This is a genomic window from Nostoc sp., assembly GCF_036917975.1.
Lineage (GTDB): Bacteria > Cyanobacteriota > Cyanobacteriia > Cyanobacteriales > Nostocaceae > Nostoc.
Window position 1 is genome coordinate 49,475 of sequence record NZ_JBALEJ010000025.1, and the last position, 21,622, is coordinate 71,096.

Genomic DNA, 21,622 nt, shown 5'->3' on the forward strand with positions numbered 1-21,622 from the left:
GCGATGGCGTACCTGCTGTCGGAAAACCAAAAACAACTAACACCTTACCAATTATTTTGGTCAGCGTTTGTTGGGAAAAAAGTCTGTTTGACGATGATTAGTTCTGTATTGGGGTAGACGCGACTCATCAAATTCCTCTAATCTCAATTTTAAGCTTATTCAGAAAGCTTCTCAACAAAGATGGTTTTGGTTACTGGAGTGTGGGGAATTATTGTGAGGATTCAAGAGTTGTCGTCTAATATTTGGCTGTGTTTGGTGATGAGTTTTATGCCATTGTTGATTGCACAATCTGTACGGGCAGAAGTGAAACAGAATGAGACCCCAATTACCCCCCTTAATCCCCCCGTTTATTGGGGGGAGACCGGAAAATCCAGTTCCCTCCCCTTTACAAGCGATGCCCTGAGCTTGTCGAAGGGGGGAGGGCTAGGGTGGGGTAAAACCGTAGCCCAAGGTGAGAAACAGGGGGGTGTTGTGCAAGTGACGGCAGTGAAGGCAAATCCTACCGCCAAAGGTGTGGAGGTAATTCTACAAACTACCAAAGGGCAACAATTACAAGTTAAGAATCGCAGTGCTGGTAATAGTTTTATTGCTGATATTCCCAATGCCCAGCTGCGTTTACCCAATGGTGATGGGTTTACATTCCGTTCGGAAAAACCACTTGCGGGAGTTACTGAAATAACAGTAACAAATATTGATGCTAACACCATCCGGGTGACAGCGATCGGTGAGGCAAGCTCACCAACAGTCGAGTTATTTGACAGTGATGAAGGTTTGATTTTCGGGTTGACAACTGCTGCATCTATTGCGCAGCAGCCACCCCAAACACAAACAACACCTCAAGTAGAGCAGCCAACAAACCCAACTCAGCCGAAGCAACCATCAGCGCCGGATGATCAGCCAATTGAGTTGGTGGTGACAGGAGAACAAGATGGATACAGTGTACCAGATGCGACCACTGCGACCAAAACCGGTACACCCTTGCGCGACATCCCACAATCAATTCAAGTTGTACCGCAACAGGTACTCCGCGACCAACAAGTCACCCGCTTGAACGATGCTTTGAGAAATGTTCCCGGTGTGATTTCATCATTTGGATCATCTGGCAATAGCGAAACAAGTCAATTTACCATTCGGGGCTTTGCTACTAGTGATACTCTGCTCAGGAATGGTCTGGCAGATCCTCTGGGCGCTCGCTCACTGGAACTCTCCAATATAGATCGAGTGGAAGTCCTCAAGGGTCCGGCTTCAGCTTTGTTTGGTAATGGTAGTCCTGGTGGCACAGTCAACTTGATTACCAAGCAGCCTCTCGACACTCCTTACTATGCGGTTGAAGCAACGGTTGGCAGTTACAGCTATTATCGGGGCGCTGTGGATCTGTCTGGGCCTTTAAACGATGACAAAACAGCGCTGTATCGACTGAATGTGTCTTATAAAGATGCAGGCAGTTTTATCGATTTTGCTCATGGTAAAAATCTACTCATTGCGCCAGTTTTGAGTTTTGCAATTGGTGAGCGAACAAAGCTAACTCTGGAAGGAGAGTATATAGATGCAGACACCAGTCGATTATCGCTACCAGCCGTCGGCACTGTACTACCGAACCCAAATGGGGAAATACCACGCAACCTGAACACTAGTGGACCTGACAGGAATGACAATTATGTTCATGAAGATATTGGTAGAATTGGATATAGCTTAGAACACAAATTCAGTGACAACTGGTCATTAAAAAACGCTTTTCGGGCAACATTTTATCATTTTGAAACCAGCGCGTTTCTCGCTACTAGTCTCGACCCTGATGACCGAACACTAAATCGAATATTTAATCAAGGACAGTTTAATGACGAGGCTTACAATCTGGCAACAGACATCATTGGCAAGTTCTCAACTGGCTCCATTCAGCATCAGTTGTTGTTTGGATTTGACCTGAGTAGATTTGATTATGCATATTTATATCCTAATAGTCGTGCTGCCGCACCCATTGACCTGTTTAACCCAGTGTATGACCAACCCCTTGGTGCAAGTTTGAGTCCTCAGAATGCTTCCTCTCTAATAGATGCATTGGGTATTTATATCCAAGATCAGATCGCGCTGAGTGAGAATCTGAAGTTGCTGTTGGGTGTCCGGTTTGATGCCTTTAAAGAGACCGATGGAGATTTGGTAGCAAACACCGAAAGCAGCCAGTCAGGAGATGCTTTTAGCCCTCGTTTCGGTATTGTTTACCAACCCTTACCGCCAATTTCACTCTATGCTAGCTACAGTCAGTCGTTTACCCCATCGATTGGAACCAGCTTTGATGGCAGCACCTTTGAGCCAGAACGTGGTACGCAGTATGAAGTCGGGGTTAAGGCAGATTTGAATGAGAGAATTTCTACAACACTTGCTTTCTATAATCTGACTCGCTCCAATGTCTTGACTCAAGACCCAAATAATCCAGATTTTTCGATTCAAACAGGTGAGCAGCGCAGCCGTGGTATCGAATTCAACATTGGGGGTGAAATCTTAAAAGGGCTGAATGTGATTGCAGGTTATGCTTACACGGATGCTATAATCACCAAAGATAATACTTACACACCAGGTAATCTCCTCAACAATGTCCCCAAAAATAGTTTCAATTTGTGGACGAAGTATGAAATTCAATCTGGTAGTCTCAAAGGACTCGGCTTTGGTTTGGGATTATTCTATGTGGGCGAACGGGAGGGAGATTTAGAGAATAGCTTTCAGTTGCCGAGTTATGTGCGTACTGATGCTGCCATTTTCTATAAACAAGGACAGCTCCGCGCCCAGCTTAATTTCAGAAATCTGTTTAATGTGGATTATTTTGAGTCTGCTGATAACATTTTGCGTGTTTATCCTGGCGAGCCGTTCACGGTGCAGGGCACGGTTTCGTGGGAGTTGTGATCGGGAGCATCCACTTTTGGAAGAAACACCGGGCGATTGGAAATCGCGGCTACACAAACGAAGTCCGCCTACGCGGACTCTCTGAAACCCGCGCAGGCGGGTGCCGGTTTGTATAGCCCCAGACTTCTAGTCTGAGGGCGATCCGCCAAAAGTGGATGCTCCCGTTGTGATCCCCCTAAATCCCCCTTAAAAAGGGGGACTTTGAAACCGCTCCGGTTCCCCACTTTTCAAGAGAGGTTAGGGCGTGTTTTCAAACCTTTCTTGAAGCACCTGAGTCTTTCGAGATGCATAGCACGAGAAATAATACGTCCGTGATTATTTCCCCTAAATTTATTTATGGGGATTATCTTTTTACTTTTTACTTCTTAAAGAGCAAGTGACATACTCCTACACTGATTGCAAGCAATACAGTATAGGCTTCTCAGCGACTCCCGGTATCCCGTCGGACATTGACTGAGCTTTGTTTAGACTGCACGAGATGCCCCTCCGCACAGTTGAACAATACAAAGCGAAAAGTGTGGTCTTGGGGGTTTCCCCCATGAACAACTTTTCAAGACAAATGTTCAATCCTTTGTACTGTCAGAGTTTTACCTACCCACAGAAAGCGACACAGAAGTGTCTGTTACTGGGTAGAACCCCATACTCTGAGTTGTCTTGGCGAAGCCTCTCCCTTTGGGAGAAGGTACAGCGTGCAGGAAGCCGTTAGCGATTAATTTGATTAAACCTGCACTATTTAACTATATCATAGTTACGGTGAATTGTCGTAATTATGTCTAGAATAAATAGAGTTGAAACAAGGCTTAACGATAGGGAGTTAGGACTTTTAAAGGAGTTTGCACAAAGTTTAGATATACCGATGTCTGAAGCGCTGAGAACCCTAGTTCAAAGCTTGGCGATTCGTCGCCCACCCCATCACTCATCTGATTGAAATCAAATATTGTTCAGGGGTGGGACTCCTCACCCATTGGTGTCAACTTAAGCTGAAACTCCTTTAAAACCTCGTTTCCAGCCTCCGGCTGGAAATGCAGCTCCTGGTGGCTCTGCCGCCAGCAAGCGAGGCGGAACCTCTAGGATGGCATTCCCAGTCGGAGACTGGGAACGAGACAATATCTAAAAGCTTTTACTACGCTAGTTTTCACGTTAAGTTAACACCAATGCTCCTCACCGCCCAAAAATTCATCTCATCGCCTCCCGTTCCGGGTAGGCGAGAGGCTTCTTTTTGATTTAGCTAAATTTATTTATGGGGATCAATAATGCAAGAATTTTTAATTCGGAGCGAGCCCTTTGGGGATCTTGCTACGCGCAGCGTCTCCAAGAGTTGCGATGTGACTCCTGAATTCTGAATTCTGAATTCTTCTTCAATATATTGAACTAGCAGTCTCCCTAGCAGCTTCTCGCAGCCGCTCCACATCGCGCATCGGTGGCGCACCAAAGAGGCGCTTATACTCCCGGTTGAAGTGCGAGGCATCGTCATACCCCACTCGGTAGGCAGCACTGGTAGCGTCAAGGTTTTCCCCCAGCATCAGACGGCGAGCCTCCTGGAGCCGCAATTGCTTTTGGAACTGCAAGGGACTCATGGCAGTGACAGACTTAAAGTGATGGTGAAAGCCCGATACACTCATTCCCATCTCTCGGGCGATGTTTTCAATCCGAAGCGGCTCGTTAAAATCTTTACGAAGTCGCTCGACGGCTCTGGCGATGTGGTAGGTATAGCCACCCAGAACAGCAATATGACGGAGCCGATTACCTTGCTCTCCCATCAGGAGTCGGTAAATAATTTCCCGCTTAATCAGTGGTGCGAGAACATGAGCTTCAGCAGGGGAATCTAAAAGCCTGACAAGCCGCACCACAGCGTCCAACAGATTTGCATTCAAGGGACTTACGTCAATCGCTTTCACACCAGTACTGCTACGCGATGAGGGATACCCAGCCTCGACCATCACTGAACCAACGAGGGTAGGGTCAAGATCGAGGCGCAGGCTCAGGTACGGTTGCGCCTTGGACGCTTCCAGAATTTGGCTGACAATCGGCAGTTCAACCGTAGCCAGCAGATAATGCATCGGGTCGTACTGATAGCGATCGCTGCCCAAAAGAATTTCTTTGCTGCCCTGAGCGATCGCACAAAAGGCAGGGATAGAGACACTATGAAGGCATTCCGAAGGCGAGGAGGCGCGGTTGAAGTGCAATCCTTTCAACGGCTCAATCGTCCCATCATGACCAATCGCCTGGGCAATCCGCTCAGTCAGTTCGTCTCTGTGGGCTTGCGCTCTGTCTGCCTCGCGCTTTGCCTGCGGGTTGTTCATTAAATTGATATTGGCAGCGTTCATTTCTAAGTTTGCAGGATTGTACAACAATCTTAGACGATCGTCCTATTGCTTGCTCTTCAAAATGCCTAAGATGAAGCTAAAGCAAGGAAAAATGATTTTGGCTTCTTGTAAAGATTCTGGATTTTTATTCAAGATAAAACTCAGTTTTGATTGGGCAAGAGACTTGCCTACTAGCTACCAAACTGACATTAACTAAAGGAATTAAGAAAATGGACATCAAAAGAAGTGGCTCACAGCCTTCCGCCAAAGGGCCGGCTGAGTATTTTACCGGCACTGTCCGCGTTGACCCCCTGTTCGAGGTACACGATCCAGCACGCACGTCTGGTGCTAGTGTCACATTTGAACCTGGTGCTAGGACAGCATGGCACACCCACCCCTTGGGACAAACCCTGATCGTCACAGCTGGCTCTGGCCTCGTACAACTCTGGGGCGGCGCGATCGAGGAAATTCGACCGGGAGACGCGATTTGGATCTCGCCGGGTGAGAAGCATTGGCACGGTGCTACAGCAACCACGTCCATGACGCACATCGCCATTCAGGAATGGCTCGACGGCAAGCCCGTGGACTGGCTGGAGCATGTCAGCGACGAGCAGTATGAAGGAATAAAGATTCCAGCCCTAGACTCGTAACTGACCAAGCCCCGTTGGGGCGGGAGTAGGGAGTAGGGAGTAGAGAGTAGGGGAAAAAGACGAAATTTAGGGGCTTCAAACCATTTTTCTTTTTTTGCCTTTTTACTTTTTACTTTTTACTTTTGCCTTGTTCGGTGACAAACAAAGGCAAGTATTAGTTTTTCACAAGGAGATTGTTCGATGAAAGCAACCGTTTACTATGCCCCTGGTGATATCCGGGTTGAGAATGTTCCCGATCCCACAATTCAACAGCCCACAGATGCCATTGTCCGAATTACTCACGCGTGTATTTGTGGATCTGACCTGTGGTTCTATCGGGGTGAGGAAAAGTGGCAACCAGGTTGGCGAACAGGACACGAATGGATGGGAATTGTGGAAGAGGTTGGTTCTGAGGTTCGCACTTTAAAAAAAGGCGATCGCGTCCTCGCTCCCTTTGCGTTTTCCGATGGCACCTGTGAATTCTGCCATAAAGGAATTCAACCCTCTTGCCTACATGGTGGTTTTTGGGGGGGAAGCACAAACGATGGTGGACAAGCCCAAGCCATCCGTTCACCCTTGGCCGATGGCACATTAGTCGTCATTCCCAAGGACGTTGAGAATGATGATGACCTCCTCACCGCCATTCTGCCGCTCACCGATGTGATGTCTACTGGACATCATGCTGCTGTCTCAGCAGGTGTCCGTACAGGTAGCACAGTTGCAGTCGTTGGTGATGGGGCTGTGGGTTTATGTGGCGTGCTTGCCGCCAAACGACTGGGTGCTGAACGCATCATTATTTTAGGGCGACACGCATCGCGGCTGGAGATTGCACGACAGTTTGGTGCAACGGATGTTGTCAGCAGTCGAGGGGAAGAAGCGATCGCCGCTCTGCAAGAGATAACCCAGGGCGGTGCAGACTCAGTACTGGAGTGTGTGGGCAGTGAGTCTTCAATGACAACAGCGATCGGCATTGCGCGTCCTGGTGGAGCGATCGGCTATGTGGGTGTGCCGCACGGCAGCGGCCACAATTTCAATCTGGGTCGTTTATTTAGACAAAACATCACCTTACGAGGCGGTGTTGCCCCTGCCCGTGCTTACATTCCAGAATTGCTAGCCGATACGGTGGCAGGCAAACTTAACGCCTCTGCTGTTCTCGATTTAACGGTTAATCTCGATGATGTTCCCAGAGGGTACGCCTCGATGGATAGTCGAGAAGCGATCAAAGTCATGGTACGACCTTAATTCTCAAAGACAGGAGTGCAAACATCGACGCGGCATTGGCGCAAATTACCGTGGAAGGCGATCGCTATCCAGAAGAGTTGGAAAAGCGAACGGGATTATAGACCAATACGGTTCAGTTAAGCATTTTTTTCTTCTCTCTGTTTCCTCTGCGCCTCTGCGGTTCGTTAAAAAAATTGAGTTTGACCAAGAGTTTTAACCTTAACTGAACCGTATTGGATTATAGACGGAATCGCCAACCATAGAACTTTAACCAAAATAAGGAGGTGCAGATGACAAATACACAGCACAAGGACTCTGTAAGGATAAGTGAAGCAGCACATAAAAACCATGAGGAACTGTTTCCAAACCACAAATCGACCCTGAAAGTAACCGACCCTGAACTGATCGAGGTCTTTGACAACTTCGCCTTCGACGAAGTAATTGCTGAGAGCAAGCTGGATTCAAAGACAAGAGTCGTGCTGATTCTGGCATCTATCATCGGCAGCCAGGCAGTAAGCGAATACAGGGTTATGGTGGGCGCTGCGCTCAATGTCGGAGTAACGCCGATTGAAATCAAGGAGATCCTGTATCAGTCAGTACCCTACGTGGGTATGGCGAAAGCATTTGATTTCGTCCATGCCACTAATGAAGTGATGACCAGCAGGGGCATTCAATTACCTTTGCAAGGGCAATCGACCACCAACCCAGAAACACGCTACGACAAAGGGCTGGCAATACAGAAAGCCGTATTCGGCGAGAGTATCGATCAAATGTATGAGCGATCGCCCAAAGACCAACTGCACATTCAAAGGTTTCTATCTGCCAATTGCTTTGGCGATTATTACACCCGCAATGGCGTAGACATCAAAGTTAGGGAGCTGATCACACTGTCTATTCTCATTGCTCTGGGCGGGGTTGAATCACAGATCAAGGGGCATATTCAAGGCAACCTGAATGTCGGAAACGGGAAAGACATACTGCTGGATCTGATTACACAATTGTTGCCCTGGGTGGGATATCCCCGAACACTGAATGCGTTAAAGTGCCTGAATGAAGTGGCGACGAAGTAATGGCGATGATAACGAGCAATGAACAAAACAGGGTTTGATTAAGTCCGAGTAAAAGGAAAATAATTATGAGCAAAGTCTGGTTGATCACAGGCGCCAGCAGCGGCATCGGAACCGGAATCGCCAAGGCGGCATTGCAGTCCGGCGATCGTGTAGTCGCGACTGGAAGAAACCTCGATAAAGTGCGTAATGCCTTGCGCGACGTTACTAGCGAGAATCTTGTATTTGTCCAGTTGGACATTGCGGACGAGGTACAGGCGAAAACAGCCGTCGATGAGGCGGTGAAGCAGTTCGGTCGCATCGACGTTTTGGTTAACAATGCGGGCTACAGTCTGCTTGGTAATTTTGAGGAGATGACCACGAACGACATCGAACATCAGTTCGCTACGAACTTCTATGGTGTGGTGTACGTTATGCGTGCCGTGCTGCCGGTTATGCGTCAGCAGCGGTCGGGCCACATCATCAACATCAGCTCTGTTGCTGGTGTGGTCGGACTGAAGCACTGCACCGCCTATGCTGCGACGAAGTTCGCGGTCGAAGGACTCTCGCTGTCGGTGGCAACCGAGGTCGAGCAGTTCGGTATCAAGATCACGGTGGTCGAGCCGGGCTTCTTCCGCACGAACCTTCTGGATGCCCGCAACACCAGGTGGGCAAGCAATGTCATAGAGGACTACGCGGCTGAGGGCAGCGCCCAAGAGATGTGGTCGCCTTACCACGGCACGCAACAGGGTGATCCGGCAAAGTTGGGCGATGCTCTGGTCAAAATCGCTGAGATGGCGAATCCGCCGAAGCTGTTCGTTGCCGGCAGCGACGCCCTCGCGGCGATCGCGCCGGCTGTCGAGGAACGGTTGCAGGCGACGCGCGCCCATGAAGAGCTATCGAAATCAACAGACGGTTCGTTCTAGCGATCGCGCAAGAAGCATCATCATCAAATCCACGGACATGATGCACATCGCCATTCAGCAACAGATCGACGGCAAGACTGTGGACTAAATGGAACAGGTCAGCGACGAACAATACCAGACCTGATCGTAGAGCAAGACAATTCCGATCTTTAATTCAAGAACAGGAGTTCAAAAAATGCAAAAGCGCAAACTTGGAAACAGTAATCTGGAAGTCTCGACTATCGGGCTTGGTTGTATGGGAATGAGCTTTTCTTATGGACCACCCAAAGACATACAGGAAATGACCGCCCTTCTGGGGGCTGCCGTCGATCGCGGAATAACATTCTTTGACACCGCCGAAGTCTACGGCCCGTTCACAAACGAAGAGCTTGTGGGCGAAGCCCTCGCTCCCTTCCGTGGGCAAGTGGTCATTGCTACCAAATTCGGGTTTGATATTAGTCCTAATTCCGATTCGCGCGGGACGCCAGGTTCACATGGACTGAATAGCCGACCGGAACACATCAAGCAGGCTGTAGAAGGCTCGCTCAAGCGCCTCAAGGTCGAGACAATCGACTTACTTTATCAGCACCGAGTTGACCCGAATGTGCCGATCGAAGACGTGGCAGGAGCGGTGAAGGAACTGATTCAGGAAGGGAAGGTTAAGCACTTTGGACTCTCGGAAGCAGGTGTGCAAACAATCCGTCGCGCCCACGCGGTTCAGCCTGTGACGGCACTCCAGAGCGAATACTCGCTGTGGTGGAGAAAGCCTGAAGCGGAAGTGATACCGACCCTTGAGGAACTCGGAATCGGCTTTGTCCCGTACAGCCCTCTGGGTAAGGGTTTTCTTACTGGCAAGATCGACGAAAACGCGACCTTCGACAGTTCCGATTTCCGCAGCACCTTGCCTCGCTTCACAACCGAGGCTCTCAAGGTGAATCAAACTCTGATTAATTTGCTCAGTAGCATTGCCGAACAGAAGCAGGCGACACCTGCTCAGATTGCGATCGCCTGGCTGCTAGCCCAGAAGCCGTGGATCGTGCCGATCCCAGGCACCACGAAGCTGCATCGCTTGGACGAAAACATCGGCGCAGTCTCAGTCGAACTCACGCCCGACGATCTGCGTGACATTGATAACGCAGCCTCCAAGATCGAGGTGCAAGGAGCTAGATACCCCGAAAAGCTGGAGCAATTGACCGGTCGTTGAGTGGTAAAAAATGTGTTCTATAGCTCAAGACAGTTCAGAATGAGCAACAAAACACTTGTAGAGACGGCGATTTATCGCGTCTCGAAAACCCAAAATTGTTGCCAGTAGCCCTTAACCCAAGCCTATTGTTCTTAGCTAAGAAACCTAGATTGACATCCTCCCCGCCGTAAATGGTCGGGGATTCCTAAGACTCACGACTTAGGTTTCTGTTTCTTTCCATTGCTGGTTTTTTGCAACTGCCTTTTAGAGATATTTCTATCGGGTCTTATGTTCGCTCCACAGACAAGCCAGCGCGGTCTTGGGGGTTTCCCCCATGAGTGACTGGCGCTGAAACTGCGAGTCCCGCAGCCAAAATGTTCTTAGCGGCATTGACATCTCTATCGTGATGTGTGCTGCATTTTGGGCAATCCCACTCTCTATATACTCACCATAAACTGAGTTGATTAGGGGGATGCTCAAGGTTATTCCAAGGTAGGGGTGGAACTGATGTTCCACTTTGTTCCAATAGCTGTTGGAAGTGACGGGCTGTGCTGGGCGATCGCGCTTCTATTGGACAATGGACAAAGAAATAAATTCGCACTCCCATCTCTAACCATTGCTGAATCTGTCTTACCCACTCTTCCATAAATGGCTGATTCACTGATAAATTCGGATGAGAAATAAACCGAATCAGAGTAAAAGGTGCTGTCACACTCAATTGCAACGGTAATTTGGGTTTACGTCGTTCCGATTGCAATTGTGGGTCATCATCTCCAGTATAAATGGGGCGCGAATCTAATAATACTCGTCCTACACTTAACTTTTCTAAAAGTGCCGTCAAATTACTAGCATGGGGTTCCCGGAACCAGTCGGGATGCCGAACTTCCAGCGCTAGGGGTGCTTCTGTATGCGGCCAAGCTTCCAGAAAGTTGGTCAAATCGTCAAGTAATGCAGGTGCATAACTAGGTGGTAACTGAGCAAAGATTGGGCCAAGATGCTTACCTAAAGGGCGCATCCCCTCCAGAAATTTTAAAGCAGCCGGAATATAAGGTTGTAGCAAACCTTGATGGGTAATATCTCGTGGTAATTTTAGACAAAATTCAAAACCTGCTGGTGTTTCGGCAGCCCAACGGGTTACAGTTTCTTGGTTAGGCACGGCATAAAAGGTGGTGTTACCTTCTACAGTGGTGAAGCGACGACTGTAGAGATGTAGAAAATCGGCAGTGCGAGTGCCTTGGGGATAGAGTTCGCCCACCCAACCTTTATATGCCCAAACAGCACAACCGATAAAAAAGTTCACAGTGCCTAAAAGCCTTGATGTATAATATTCAATTTTACAAGCAGGTTGTTACTCAAAATGCCGTTTGCTTGTTTTCTCATTTCGGTAGATTCAGCAAGCAAACGGCAGATTGCTTTCTCATGGACTCGGTGTCATAAAGCAACCTCAGTTATTGATAAATTGCACCATCAGGCATAATTGCCCCTGCTAAGTTAGTGCCAACTAGTTTAACCAGAAGGCGCTCACCAGAGCGAATCCGCGCTCCCGTCAAGTCGGCTCCTCGCAAGTCGGCCCCACTGAGATCCGCTCCAATCAAATTAGCAGCGCGTAAATTCGCCTCCCTGAGATCCGCTAAAAGTAGGTTTGCCCGAAATAAATTTGCTTCAGATAAATTCGCGCCTCTGAGGTTGACTTTGTGCATAAAAGTATCACTGAGATTAGCACCACTCAAATTGGCATAACTCAGATTTCTGCCAGATAAGTCTTTATTGCTCAAATTTGCTCGACTATAGTCTTTACCACTCAAGTCTGAGTTTTGCTTCGGTGGTTTTTGGGTTGTTGGGGATGGTTTTTCCTGTTGAGGTGGCGGTGAATTATGTGTGTTTTGATGTTTGGTTTTTAGAGAACGCAACTTTTCACGAGCTTCATTTATGGCTTTCAGCTTGTCTTGTGCTTTCTGCTGTAAACGGAGATTTTCTTTAGGAATGCGATCGGGATGCCAAACAAAGACTAAATCTTTGTAAGCCTGGTTCACTTCTTCAAGTGTTGCCCCAGGCTCTAATTCCAAGACTCTATAGTACCGCTCCAGATCGCTCATACGATATTTTGGTGGACAATCAACTTAATTATCAGTGATGGAGTCATCTATCCGCCGCATCTTTTGTTATTGTTTATGGGCATTGGGCATCGGGGACTGGGAAAGAGGAGGCAGAAGTTCTTTAATTTTGAATTTTGAATTTTGAATTTTGAATTTTGAATTTTGAATTGATTTCTCATCTCCCCATCTCCCCATTCCTCCATCGTGCGATCGCTCTCAAATATGCTGCAACTGGAATCTGATAGACTTCAATAAAAATCCAAACAATAATTGATAAATGTGATAGGAAAGTTAATATCGTCCAAATATATGGCATCCAGGTTATGGGTTCCTTGAGATTAGCAGGAAAATAGTAAGCGACTATACCAATTAGAGTCGTGGGCAGAATTACAAAAACTGCTGCTGCTAATCCATAACCCCAACCTAATTCCACACCTTCTAACTGGCCTTCTGTCCAACTTAACCCATTCCACCGCCAAGTTAAGGGTGGTTGCCTAGAAGGCATCTTGATTTGCTGTAATTCTAAGTTGACTGTAAAAATCTCTTGACAAAAGTCACAAGCCATAGTTTCCATCAATGGCATGTGAGAAATCTTACCTATCCGACAGACTGGGCAGGGGTAAGCTCCATAATAGTCGAAAGATTGGGCTAAGATTTTGGAACTAGGCATATCAAACTGATGATCCTAAAAATTTGATCTGGTCAATGAGGACTTTTGGTAAGAATAATGTATGGCGATTGTCAATTGTCTGCAATAAGCTTTCACAAGATAAGGTAATTAGTCAGGAGAATTATATATTTTAACTTTTCAATCCTGGCTCTGTTAACTTCTGGTGGTTCGGAAATTAGTACAGAGCGTGATTTGGAATTTTGCAAAGCTTTACTAGTAGTCTGTCAAGAACTAATTGACGGGTAAATAAATTTTTCAATTTTTCTTCTTTCTTTCCTTCTTCCTTAGCGCTCTTTGCGTCCTTCTCTAACGAGACGCTGCGCGAATGCGGTTCGTTTCTTTATCCGTCAAAATTTATTTGACAGACTACTAGTACAGCACGGCGGAAATAAACCACCCCTTCGGGTTCGGCAGTTCCTCATGGGGGAAACCCCCAAGACCGGACTGCCTCACCATTCCAAATCAATGAAACGCTTACGTAGTATTCATTTTTAATTTTTAATTTTTAATTCCGCCTTGCGCTACTAGTCTTGATCCCCACAGTTGTAATGAGTCTATCGCTTTTTTATAGTTTGTGGAGGTGTTGACACCGCTTATTCTTCCTGATAATGTTAAATTACATAGGTATAGTTTTTAGAATTTTCAGCAAAAGCCCCGCAAATGCTTAACACAAATTCCTATTTTTATTTTTGGTTTAGGGTGGTTCACCGGGAGTGAATTAAGTTTCCTAATGGAAACCCCCCGGTGAACCGCAGAGCGAACTCTGCGGTTTTTGTTTTTTTAAGGAGAATTTCATTGTCATGACTTATTTCAGTAGTTGGTTTTATGGCTTTTACTTTTGGCCCAAACTAAGTTCCGGGTAAATAGCGTCATGCCAATGAATCAGAACGCGCCCGGAACTCTTAAAGGTTTCGGGCTTTTTTGTTGTTATCGGGGACTGGGGACTGGGGACTGGGGACGGGGAAAAAGTTTTCCAAATACCCAATACCCAATACCCAATCCCCAATCCCTAATCCCCAATCCCCAATCCCTAATCCCCAATCCCTAACTTTTCAGGAGATAAAACCATGATTAATGCTAGACTTGCCGCACAATCTCATCCTAATCACCAGACGATCGTTAAAATTTCAGAAAAAGTCGCTTTCGGGGGTGAAAAACTCGTAATTATCGGTGGGCCCTGCACTGTTGAAAGTTTAGAGCAAATGGAGATCGTTGCCCAAAAGCTATCTACTGCATCAGTACAGGGGTTGCGTGGCGGTGTCTACAAACCCCGCACATCTCCCTACGCTTTCCAAGGTATGGGTGAAGCAGGATTAGAGATTTTGGCAAGGGTGCGATCGCATTACAATATGCCGGTTGTCACTGAGGTGATGTCAATTTCCCAAATTGAAGTAGTGGCCGCCCACGCTGATATGCTTCAGGTTGGTAGCCGTAATATGCAAAACTTTGACTTGCTCAAAGCTTTAGGACAAGCTGGTAAACCAATACTACTCAAACGTGGTTTAGCAGCAACTATTGAAGAATTCGTTATGGCTGCTGAATATATTCTCAGCCACGGCAATCCTGATGTGGTGTTGTGCGAAAGAGGTATCCGCAGTTTCGACGATTACACCCGTAATGTCCTAGATTTAGGGGCAGTGGCAGCACTCAAGCAAATCACTCATCTGCCTGTAATTGTAGATCCTTCCCATGCCGTCGGTAAACGAGAGTTAGTAGCACCTGTGTCTAGAGCTGCGATCGCTTGTGGTGCTGATGGATTAATTATTGAATGTCACCCGGAACCTGAAAAATCTGTTTCCGATGCCCGTCAAGCACTTTCTCTAGAAGATATGGTGCATTTAGTTAATAGCTTAAAGCCTGTGGCAACAGCCGTAGGACGCAGTATATCAGATGTCGGGGCAGGTTTGAAACCTGCCCCGATTTTTTGTGCGGCTTAAATTTCAGTTGGGGGCGATTGCTTGTATGTCTGAGTCCAAAGATTTGTTTTGGCTTAAAGACAAACAGCGATCGCTTTCGTAAAATGAAAAAGCAGGAGAGCAATACTGCGTAGGTTTTGGAATTTCTTGGTTGAGGCAAGCTGTTCTTGAGCAGGGGAAAAAATGGAGGCTGGCGTTGAGTTTTGCCTCCCCTGCCCCCTGCCCCCTGCCTCTTATCAATTTTTTAAAGCATTACCAAACTACCTTGTGCTTCTTCTTCAAGTTCATAACCATTAGCCAATTTTTCAATTGTTTGGTCAATCATTGCTAAACCCTGATCTACTTTTTCAACTAAACTTAGCTGTCCTCGAAGTTCGGCAGCACCAACGAAACCCTTAGCATACCAAGTCATGTGCTTACGGGCTTGACGTACACCGCGATCGCCTTTATATTCCCACAAGGCTTGTAAATGATCTCTTGCACATTCCAAACGCTGAATCGGGGTAGGTTTCGGTAACATTTCCCCAGTTTTCAGGAAGTGATCGATTTCTCCCACCAAAAATGGATAACCCAAAGTCCCACGGGAACACATAACGCCATCAGCGCCAGTCTGTTCTAAACATTTCACCGCCGCTTCAACAGAAAAAATATCTCCATTCCCAATCACTGGAATAGAAAGCACTTCTTTTACACGGGTAATCCATTCCCAACGGGCATTACCGTTGTACCCTTGGGCGCGAGTGCGTCCATGTACTGTAATCATTTTTGCCCCGGCATCTTCCATCCGCTTGGCAAAGTCGAGAATCGTAATTTCGTTATCATTCCAGCCAATACGGGTTTTTACTGTCACAGGGACATCAACAGCTTTTACCACTTCCCGCACAATTGCTTCTGCTACTTCTGGTTGCCGCAATAACGAAGAACCGCCACCATTTTTAGTGATTTTATTTACCGGACAACCCATATTAATATCAACAGTATCAGCACCTTCGGCAACTGCCTTGATTGCTGCTTCTGCTAAAAAATCTGGACGACAATCAAATAGTTGAACGCTAATTGGGCGTTCGTTGGGGTCTACCTCCATGATTTTGGGTAATTGCTTGACATAATGCAACCCCGTAGCATTTACCATTTCGGTATACATCATTGAATCTGGGGCATAGCGACGCACGATACGGCGAAACACCATATCTGTCACTCCAGATAAAGGCGACTGGAGAACCCGACTTTTTACCTCGAAGGAGCCAATTTTTAAGGGTTGGGAGAGTCTTGCTTGGAGAATGGGAGAGAGCGAAATCATACAAAAAATTAAAACTTACTTATGCGGATGGAAAATAGCAGCAATGTTTAGGGGTATTTGTAATCACTGCTAATTTTAGGTTACGTATCCTGACTTGGAAGCTGTTTTTGCAAATTAATCAACTACTAGGAAGCCATCCGCAAGAAATAATCAGTGCAGGTAAAGGGCATTATTGGGAATTGAAAAGAGACAGAGGGGAAAATTCTTCTCCCCTTCTCCCTTGCTTCTTCCCCAGTCTCTAGAACACCCGATGCTGTAAAGAGGGCATTTGACGGCGGACTTGTTCTAGCCTAGTAGGCTTGATTTCTGCGATCGCAATTCCCGGTTTTTCTCCAGCATCGGCTAAAATTACACCCCAAGGGTCAATAATGACGGCGTGGCCGTGGGTTAGACGACGGCTGTAGTTATTCCCCGTTTGGGCAGGAGCAATGACGTAGGTGGTATTTTCGATGGCTCTGGCTTGTAGTAGTACTTGCCAGTGGTCTTTGCCTGTAAAGGCGGTAAAGGCGGCGGGAATAAAGATCACATCGGCTCCCTTCTCTGCCAGATGACGATACAGTTCCGGGAAGCGGACATCATAACAAATAGAAAGCCCTAGATTACCGAGTTTTTCTGAAAAATAGACGGGGGGTAGTTGCGTACCAGCCACAACTGTGCTGGATTCGCGATAGGTGATGCCGTCGGGGACATCAACATCAAATAGGTGTACTTTGTAGTAGCGGGCAAGTTCTTCACCGCTGGGATCGATGAGTAGAGTAGTGTTATAAACTTTGCCTGTATTATCTACCGGAAGTGGAAAACTGCCGCCCAAGATCGTAATTTGAAAGCGTTGGGCCATTTTTTTGAGAAATTTTTCACTTTCAAGAGCGATCGCATCCCCTTGTGCGAGTTTATCTTTTTCTTCTCCCATATAGGAAAAGTTTTCTGGCAAACCCACCAATTCAGCACCTTGACGCACGGCAAGTTCTATTAATTCTTCTGCCTGTGCCAAATTTTTCTGTAAATCGGGCACACTGGTCAATTGAATAGCGGCGGCTAAATAAGACTTCATAGATTCAACAACGAACAGTTGATTTATGGGAGATAGATTATCAAAATATATCGCTACTTCAACATCTGTGGAACTTAATTAGAAATATATCAGTGTTGATTTTCTCTAACAGACTTGTTTTATTGCTGATTTTAATCTGTCTCTAGGTTCTAGCAAACTGAGCAAGATTGCAATTAGTTGTGATCAAACCCTGATAAAAGCTGTCTGGTGTGAATTCATCTGTTGCAATCATTTTTCAAATTAGTATAAATTTTTTATTTATGGGTTTATTTATGGGGATTGTTAATTTTGAATGATAAATTATCCAATATTGTGGGGTGAGCATCTTGCCATTGGTGTCAACTTAACGTGAAACCTAGCCTAAAATCAGCTTTTAGATATTTTCACGTTTGCCTCGTTCCCAGTCTCCGACTGGGAATGCCGTCCTAGAGGCTCCGCCTCCCTTGCTGGTGGCAGAGCCGCTTTTGAGTTGCATTTCCAGCCTCCGGCTGGAAACGAGGTTTTAAAGGAGTTTCAGCTTAAGTTGACTTCCGCCTTGCGGTAGGTACCAGCGTATAGAAATTGGTAGTGCAGAAATTAGGGAATTGTTTTTGAGGTAGAAAACTCCTAAAAACCTTCTGAAACTGCATATAAATATAAACAAGCCTGAGAGACGAGGAATTGGCGTCTCTCAAACTTGTTTATAAAAATTAACTTAAAGTCAGGAAAAAATGGATAACTCAAGAGGATTTTATTGCCGATTGAGTTTCAAAGATGCTTTTCGAGAGTGGAAGCCAATGTAGTTTTAGGCACGGCGCCGACCACCATATCGACTTTGTGTCCACCCTTAAAAATCATTAACGTGGGAATGCTGCGGATGCCGTACTGACTAGCAACATTAGGATTTTCATCTGTATTGACTTTTACGACCTTTATTTGACCTTTGTACTGTTCGGAAATTTCATCGACAACAGGAGCTACCATACGGCATGGTCCGCACCAGGGTGCCCAAAAGTCCACTAAAACAGGTACATCGCTTTCGAGTACTTCTTGCTTAAAACTAGAATCGGTAACTTGTGCGGCTGCTGACATGCCTAAAACCTTCGCCAATAATATCTGAGCTTGGTGAAAATTCTACCATAGCAAAAACCTCAGCTTGGGGGTAGAGGATGTACATTTGCAAAGAAAGAAGCTCTAGAATTTATTTACAAACATAAGGAACCGCCCGAACAGTAGTCCGGGCGGAGTGTGGTGTGAGGAGTGAACGGAAACATGCGTCTCCGCTATCTCCATTGTAGGTGACATATCGGATTTTTCCAGCAATTGTTTGGGGGCTGGAAAAATTTATTGAAGAATTGGGGGATTGGGGATTGGGGATTGGGGATTGGGGATTAATTATTTCTCCCCTATCTCCCCTATCTCCCTCATCTCCCCTATCTCCCCACTCCCCACTCCCCACTCCCTTTACTTACCCATACCTAATTGTTGAGCTTTTTGGTAAACTTTACCCTCGGTTAATAGGGAAGGCGCAATCACAACTTCGACTTGCTGCATTTCTTTAATATTTTTCGCTCCTAAGGTACCCATGCTCGTCTTTAAGGCTCCTACAAGGTTGTGAGTGCCATCATCTAGTCCTGCTGGGCCAAGGAGTATTTGCTCTAGGCTACCAGTGCTGCCAACGCGAATGCGTGTGCCACGGGGTAAGACGGGGCTGGGAGTCGCCATTCCCCAATGATACCCCCGTCCTGGGGCTTCTGTGGCTCTGGCAAAGGGGGAACCAATCATCACACCATCAGCACCACAGGCGATGCATTTGCAAATGTCGCCACCGGTGATTAAACCGCCATCAGCAATAATGGGGATATAGTTACCAGTTTCGTTGTAGTAATCATCTCGTGCTGCGGCACAATCAGCGATCGCAGTTGCTTGTGGTACACCCACACCTAATACCCCACGAGAAGTACAAGCCGCACCAGGGCCAATTCCCACTAGTACCCCAGCCGCCCCAGCTTTCAACAAATTCAAGGTAACTTCGTAAGTTACGCAATTCCCCAACACCACGGGGATGGGCATGGAACGGCAAAATTCTGCTAAATCAAGTGGTACTAAAGACTCTGGTGAAAGATGTGCAGTAGAAACGACTGTAGCTTGGACAAAAAATAAATCGGCCCCAGCTTTTGCCACCGCCTCACCGTATTTACTTGCACCGGCTGGAGTTGCACTTACTGCTGCAATGGCACCTTGTTGTTTAATTTCCTGAATACGTTGTTCAATTAATTCCGGCTTTATTGGTTCGGCATAGAGTTCTTGCATCAAGGCAACAAATTCATCTTTCCCTACAGAGGCAATTCGATCTAATATTGGCTCTGGGTCAGCATAGCGAGTTTGAATCCCCTCTAAATTGAGGACTCCTAATGCTCCTAACTGTGACAAACGTACAGCTACACGAACATCTACTACGCCATCCATTGCACTGGCAATTATCGGGATTTCTCGCTCAATATTACCAATACGCCACTTAGTATCTGCCAAACTAGGGTCTAGTGTTCTGTTACCAGGGGCTAGAGCAATTTCATCTATTCCGTAAGCTCTGCGAGCTGTTTTTCCCCGCCCAAGTTGAATTTCCACGCTTTAAATCTTCTCAAATCTGTTTAAGCTAGGGTATCAAATTGTGGGGGGAATTGGAGTGTTTTTTTCCTGAACTACACTAGACATCTCCAGAAATTAAATATGCGATATCAAGAACCCTTGTAGAGACGTAGCAGTGCTACGTCTCTACATTCATTTTCGGAGATGTCTACTAGACATTTCCGAACTGTCTAAGCTGCGGCTCAAAAATTTGGTGGATGCAAAATACACACCAAGAAAGCAAATGAGGAAAAGTTGTTTATTTGTTTGACTAAGTTGATGCTAATAATCTCGACATTATAGCAATCCTATCTGAATTTGTGAAAATTCGTGGTTTCCAGATCCCCGACTTCTTTAAAGAAGTCGGGGATCTAATTTTTCACGAATGATTTAGTAATGCTATATGTTCTCTTTCTTTGCTTGTCTTTACTTAGGTCAAAATCATCAAAATTTCCCTAAATGCCACCAAATTGGAATATTCTGCATCGTTTTAAAGCGATAAATCTTGAGATTCAGAAGATTTTTAAATCCAAAATCCAAAATCCAAAATCCAAAATTGATTTGATTTACCGTTTATTTTTAGCGGCATCCACGCCAGTGTAACCAGTTGCTAACCAAAGTATCGCTCTCGCCCCATCGCGAACAGATTTTTCGATAGATTCAGGAGGTTTTTCGGAAGGAACTGGCACCGGTTTTAAATAAATACCCCGACTACCCAAAATAATTTCGCCGATGACACAAGCCCGGCGCATGTGGAAGTCTGAAGTAATCAAATAAACACTCTTGATGCCACGACGTTGCAAATCATCCACCAACGTAGTAAAATTAGTAACTGTATCTACTGCTTCGTAATCCAAGTGTAAACGTTTAGGATCGACACCAGCTTTGGTAAACACTCGTTGGGTGAATGTACGTGGACTACCGCCTGTAATCCAAATTGGTATATTTGGATGCTCGCGAACGAATTTTGCTGTAAACTTCTCTCGCTCTAAATGTTTCGTTGAACCACCCAACACTACAACTGCTTGCGGCTGCACAAATTGGTTTTGTACTTCTTTGTATCCCCACCAGATGATTAGCGGTAGGGCAAAAGCCGTCAAACGAAAAGATTTACCTGTAAAGATTAGCTTATTCAAGGCTCAATAACTTTATTTACTCAGTCCAAAATTTCTCTGACTAGAAGAAAAACAATTGCTAGTAGAGTAGCAAACTTCCAAAGAATCTGCCCAAATATAAATTTGGTTGGTTCTTGTGTTGCAGCGCGGTTAAGCGTGCTTAAAGTTTTTCCTCTAATTGATGGATTATCCTAACCTGTCTCGGACGATTCATCAAAGGGTTGTAACCACTTTATATAGTGCTTCTCGTTTCGATGAGCCACAAGGTAGGGTAGCACAGTTACTTATAGCGGTTCTCGTTCACGTGAGGTACACCCGTAGGGGCAATACCCTGCGGAAAGCCGCTTTGCGTCTACATGAATTGCCCCTACTTGTGGTATAATTTTGTACTGCATCTGAGTGGGAACTGCTATATGGGGACTTCCAAATAAAAAAATATCCAATTAACTCTTGTGGGGTGGGCGTCTCGCCCGCCATATCAACTGGGCGGGCAAGATGCCCACCCCACAAAAGTGGATAATTTATTTCTTGGAGTTCCTTATGCTACCTTACGAATGTTATATAGCTATATATATATTAATAAATTAATAATCGCCTGAAGAAAACGGGACTGGTGCGACTTGAACGCACGACCTGACGCTTAGGAGGCGTCCGCTCTATCCAACTGAGCTACAACCCC

General features: G+C 46.2%; 19 protein-coding genes, 1 tRNA gene and 1 pseudogene. 9 read left to right on the forward strand and 12 right to left on the reverse strand.

The window, feature by feature from the left end:
- The first annotated feature begins 180 nt into the window (after positions 1 to 180).
- Together V7K76_RS11840 and V7K76_RS11845 are read left to right on the forward strand one after the other, a co-directional pair.
- Positions 181 to 2,898, forward strand: a complete 2,718-nt coding sequence (locus tag V7K76_RS11840) for a TonB-dependent siderophore receptor (protein ID WP_334774962.1) — start codon at positions 181 to 183, stop codon at positions 2,896 to 2,898.
- Positions 2,899 to 3,667: 769 nt separating this feature from the next.
- Positions 3,668 to 3,826 carry a hypothetical protein gene (locus V7K76_RS11845; RefSeq protein ID WP_334774963.1) on the forward strand — a complete coding sequence of 53 codons (159 nt, stop codon included), beginning with the start codon at positions 3,668 to 3,670 and terminating at the stop codon, positions 3,824 to 3,826.
- A gap of 47 nt (positions 3,827 to 3,873) precedes the next feature.
- Here the strand turns inward: V7K76_RS11845 and V7K76_RS11850 are convergent, their stop codons facing one another.
- A complete protein-coding gene (locus V7K76_RS11850; protein ID WP_334774965.1) occupies positions 3,874 to 4,005 on the reverse strand; it encodes a hypothetical protein in 132 nt (43 codons plus the stop codon).
- A 251-nt stretch (positions 4,006 to 4,256) separates the two neighbouring features.
- On the reverse strand, positions 4,257 to 5,225 hold the full coding sequence (locus V7K76_RS11855; protein WP_334774966.1) for an AraC family transcriptional regulator: 969 nt from the start codon (positions 5,223 to 5,225) through the stop codon (positions 4,257 to 4,259).
- A gap of 209 nt (positions 5,226 to 5,434) precedes the next feature.
- Between V7K76_RS11855 and V7K76_RS11860 the strand changes: the two genes are divergently transcribed.
- The 5 genes from V7K76_RS11860 to V7K76_RS11880 all read left to right on the forward strand — a co-directional run bounded on the left by V7K76_RS11860 (position 5,435) and on the right by V7K76_RS11880 (position 10,209).
- Positions 5,435 to 5,854 carry a (R)-mandelonitrile lyase gene (locus V7K76_RS11860; protein ID WP_334774967.1) on the forward strand — a complete coding sequence of 140 codons (420 nt, stop codon included), beginning with the start codon at positions 5,435 to 5,437 and terminating at the stop codon, positions 5,852 to 5,854.
- A gap of 180 nt (positions 5,855 to 6,034) precedes the next feature.
- Complete coding sequence (locus V7K76_RS11865) at positions 6,035 to 7,075, forward strand: zinc-dependent alcohol dehydrogenase family protein (RefSeq protein WP_334774968.1); 1,041 nt, start codon at positions 6,035 to 6,037, stop codon at positions 7,073 to 7,075.
- Between the two features lie 269 nt (positions 7,076 to 7,344).
- The gene (locus V7K76_RS11870; protein ID WP_334774969.1) at positions 7,345 to 8,124 is read left to right on the forward strand and encodes a carboxymuconolactone decarboxylase family protein; all 780 of its coding nucleotides are present in this window, start codon (positions 7,345 to 7,347) and stop codon (positions 8,122 to 8,124) included.
- Between the two features lie 65 nt (positions 8,125 to 8,189).
- The gene (locus V7K76_RS11875) at positions 8,190 to 9,026 is read left to right on the forward strand and encodes an SDR family NAD(P)-dependent oxidoreductase (RefSeq protein WP_334774970.1); all 837 of its coding nucleotides are present in this window, start codon (positions 8,190 to 8,192) and stop codon (positions 9,024 to 9,026) included.
- A 175-nt stretch (positions 9,027 to 9,201) separates the two neighbouring features.
- A complete protein-coding gene (locus tag V7K76_RS11880; RefSeq protein ID WP_334774971.1) occupies positions 9,202 to 10,209 on the forward strand; it encodes an aldo/keto reductase in 1,008 nt (335 codons plus the stop codon).
- Positions 10,210 to 10,474: 265 nt separating this feature from the next.
- Here V7K76_RS11880 and V7K76_RS11885 read toward each other — a convergent pair.
- From V7K76_RS11885 to V7K76_RS11900, 4 genes and pseudogenes are all read right to left on the reverse strand, one after another.
- A pseudogene (locus V7K76_RS11885) lies at positions 10,475 to 10,597 on the reverse strand (hypothetical protein); the annotation flags it as partial.
- A 36-nt stretch (positions 10,598 to 10,633) separates the two neighbouring features.
- Positions 10,634 to 11,488 (reverse strand): DUF72 domain-containing protein, encoded by an 855-nt coding sequence (locus V7K76_RS11890; RefSeq protein ID WP_334774973.1) that lies wholly within the window; start codon positions 11,486 to 11,488, stop codon positions 10,634 to 10,636.
- Between the two features lie 148 nt (positions 11,489 to 11,636).
- Positions 11,637 to 12,284, reverse strand: a complete 648-nt coding sequence (locus V7K76_RS11895) for a pentapeptide repeat-containing protein (protein WP_334774975.1) — start codon at positions 12,282 to 12,284, stop codon at positions 11,637 to 11,639.
- Positions 12,285 to 12,459: 175 nt separating this feature from the next.
- Positions 12,460 to 12,954 (reverse strand): hypothetical protein, encoded by a 495-nt coding sequence (locus V7K76_RS11900; RefSeq protein ID WP_334774976.1) that lies wholly within the window; start codon positions 12,952 to 12,954, stop codon positions 12,460 to 12,462.
- A 1,067-nt stretch (positions 12,955 to 14,021) separates the two neighbouring features.
- Here V7K76_RS11900 and aroF point away from each other — a divergent pair.
- Positions 14,022 to 14,891, forward strand: a complete 870-nt coding sequence (gene aroF / locus V7K76_RS11905; RefSeq protein WP_334774977.1) for a 3-deoxy-7-phosphoheptulonate synthase — start codon at positions 14,022 to 14,024, stop codon at positions 14,889 to 14,891.
- A gap of 223 nt (positions 14,892 to 15,114) precedes the next feature.
- Here aroF and dusB read toward each other — a convergent pair whose 3' ends face one another.
- The 5 genes from dusB to V7K76_RS11930 all read right to left on the reverse strand — a co-directional run bounded on the left by dusB (position 15,115) and on the right by V7K76_RS11930 (position 20,964).
- Complete coding sequence (gene dusB, locus V7K76_RS11910; protein WP_334774978.1) at positions 15,115 to 16,170, reverse strand: tRNA dihydrouridine synthase DusB; 1,056 nt, start codon at positions 16,168 to 16,170, stop codon at positions 15,115 to 15,117.
- 238 nt (positions 16,171 to 16,408) lie between these two features.
- Positions 16,409 to 17,221, reverse strand: a complete 813-nt coding sequence (locus tag V7K76_RS11915; protein WP_334774979.1) for a carbon-nitrogen hydrolase family protein — start codon at positions 17,219 to 17,221, stop codon at positions 16,409 to 16,411.
- Between the two features lie 747 nt (positions 17,222 to 17,968).
- Positions 17,969 to 18,292, reverse strand: a complete 324-nt coding sequence (gene trxA, locus V7K76_RS11920; RefSeq protein WP_334706013.1) for a thioredoxin — start codon at positions 18,290 to 18,292, stop codon at positions 17,969 to 17,971.
- Between the two features lie 372 nt (positions 18,293 to 18,664).
- Positions 18,665 to 19,828 carry a GuaB3 family IMP dehydrogenase-related protein gene (locus V7K76_RS11925; protein WP_334774980.1) on the reverse strand — a complete coding sequence of 388 codons (1,164 nt, stop codon included), beginning with the start codon at positions 19,826 to 19,828 and terminating at the stop codon, positions 18,665 to 18,667.
- Positions 19,829 to 20,394: 566 nt separating this feature from the next.
- Positions 20,395 to 20,964 (reverse strand): YdcF family protein, encoded by a 570-nt coding sequence (locus V7K76_RS11930; RefSeq protein WP_334774981.1) that lies wholly within the window; start codon positions 20,962 to 20,964, stop codon positions 20,395 to 20,397.
- Between the two features lie 160 nt (positions 20,965 to 21,124).
- Between V7K76_RS11930 and V7K76_RS11935 the strand changes: the two genes are divergently transcribed.
- A complete protein-coding gene (locus V7K76_RS11935) occupies positions 21,125 to 21,325 on the forward strand; it encodes a hypothetical protein (protein ID WP_334953476.1) in 201 nt (66 codons plus the stop codon).
- Between the two features lie 223 nt (positions 21,326 to 21,548).
- Here the strand turns inward: V7K76_RS11935 and V7K76_RS11940 are convergent.
- Positions 21,549 to 21,622 (reverse strand) — tRNA-Arg (locus V7K76_RS11940).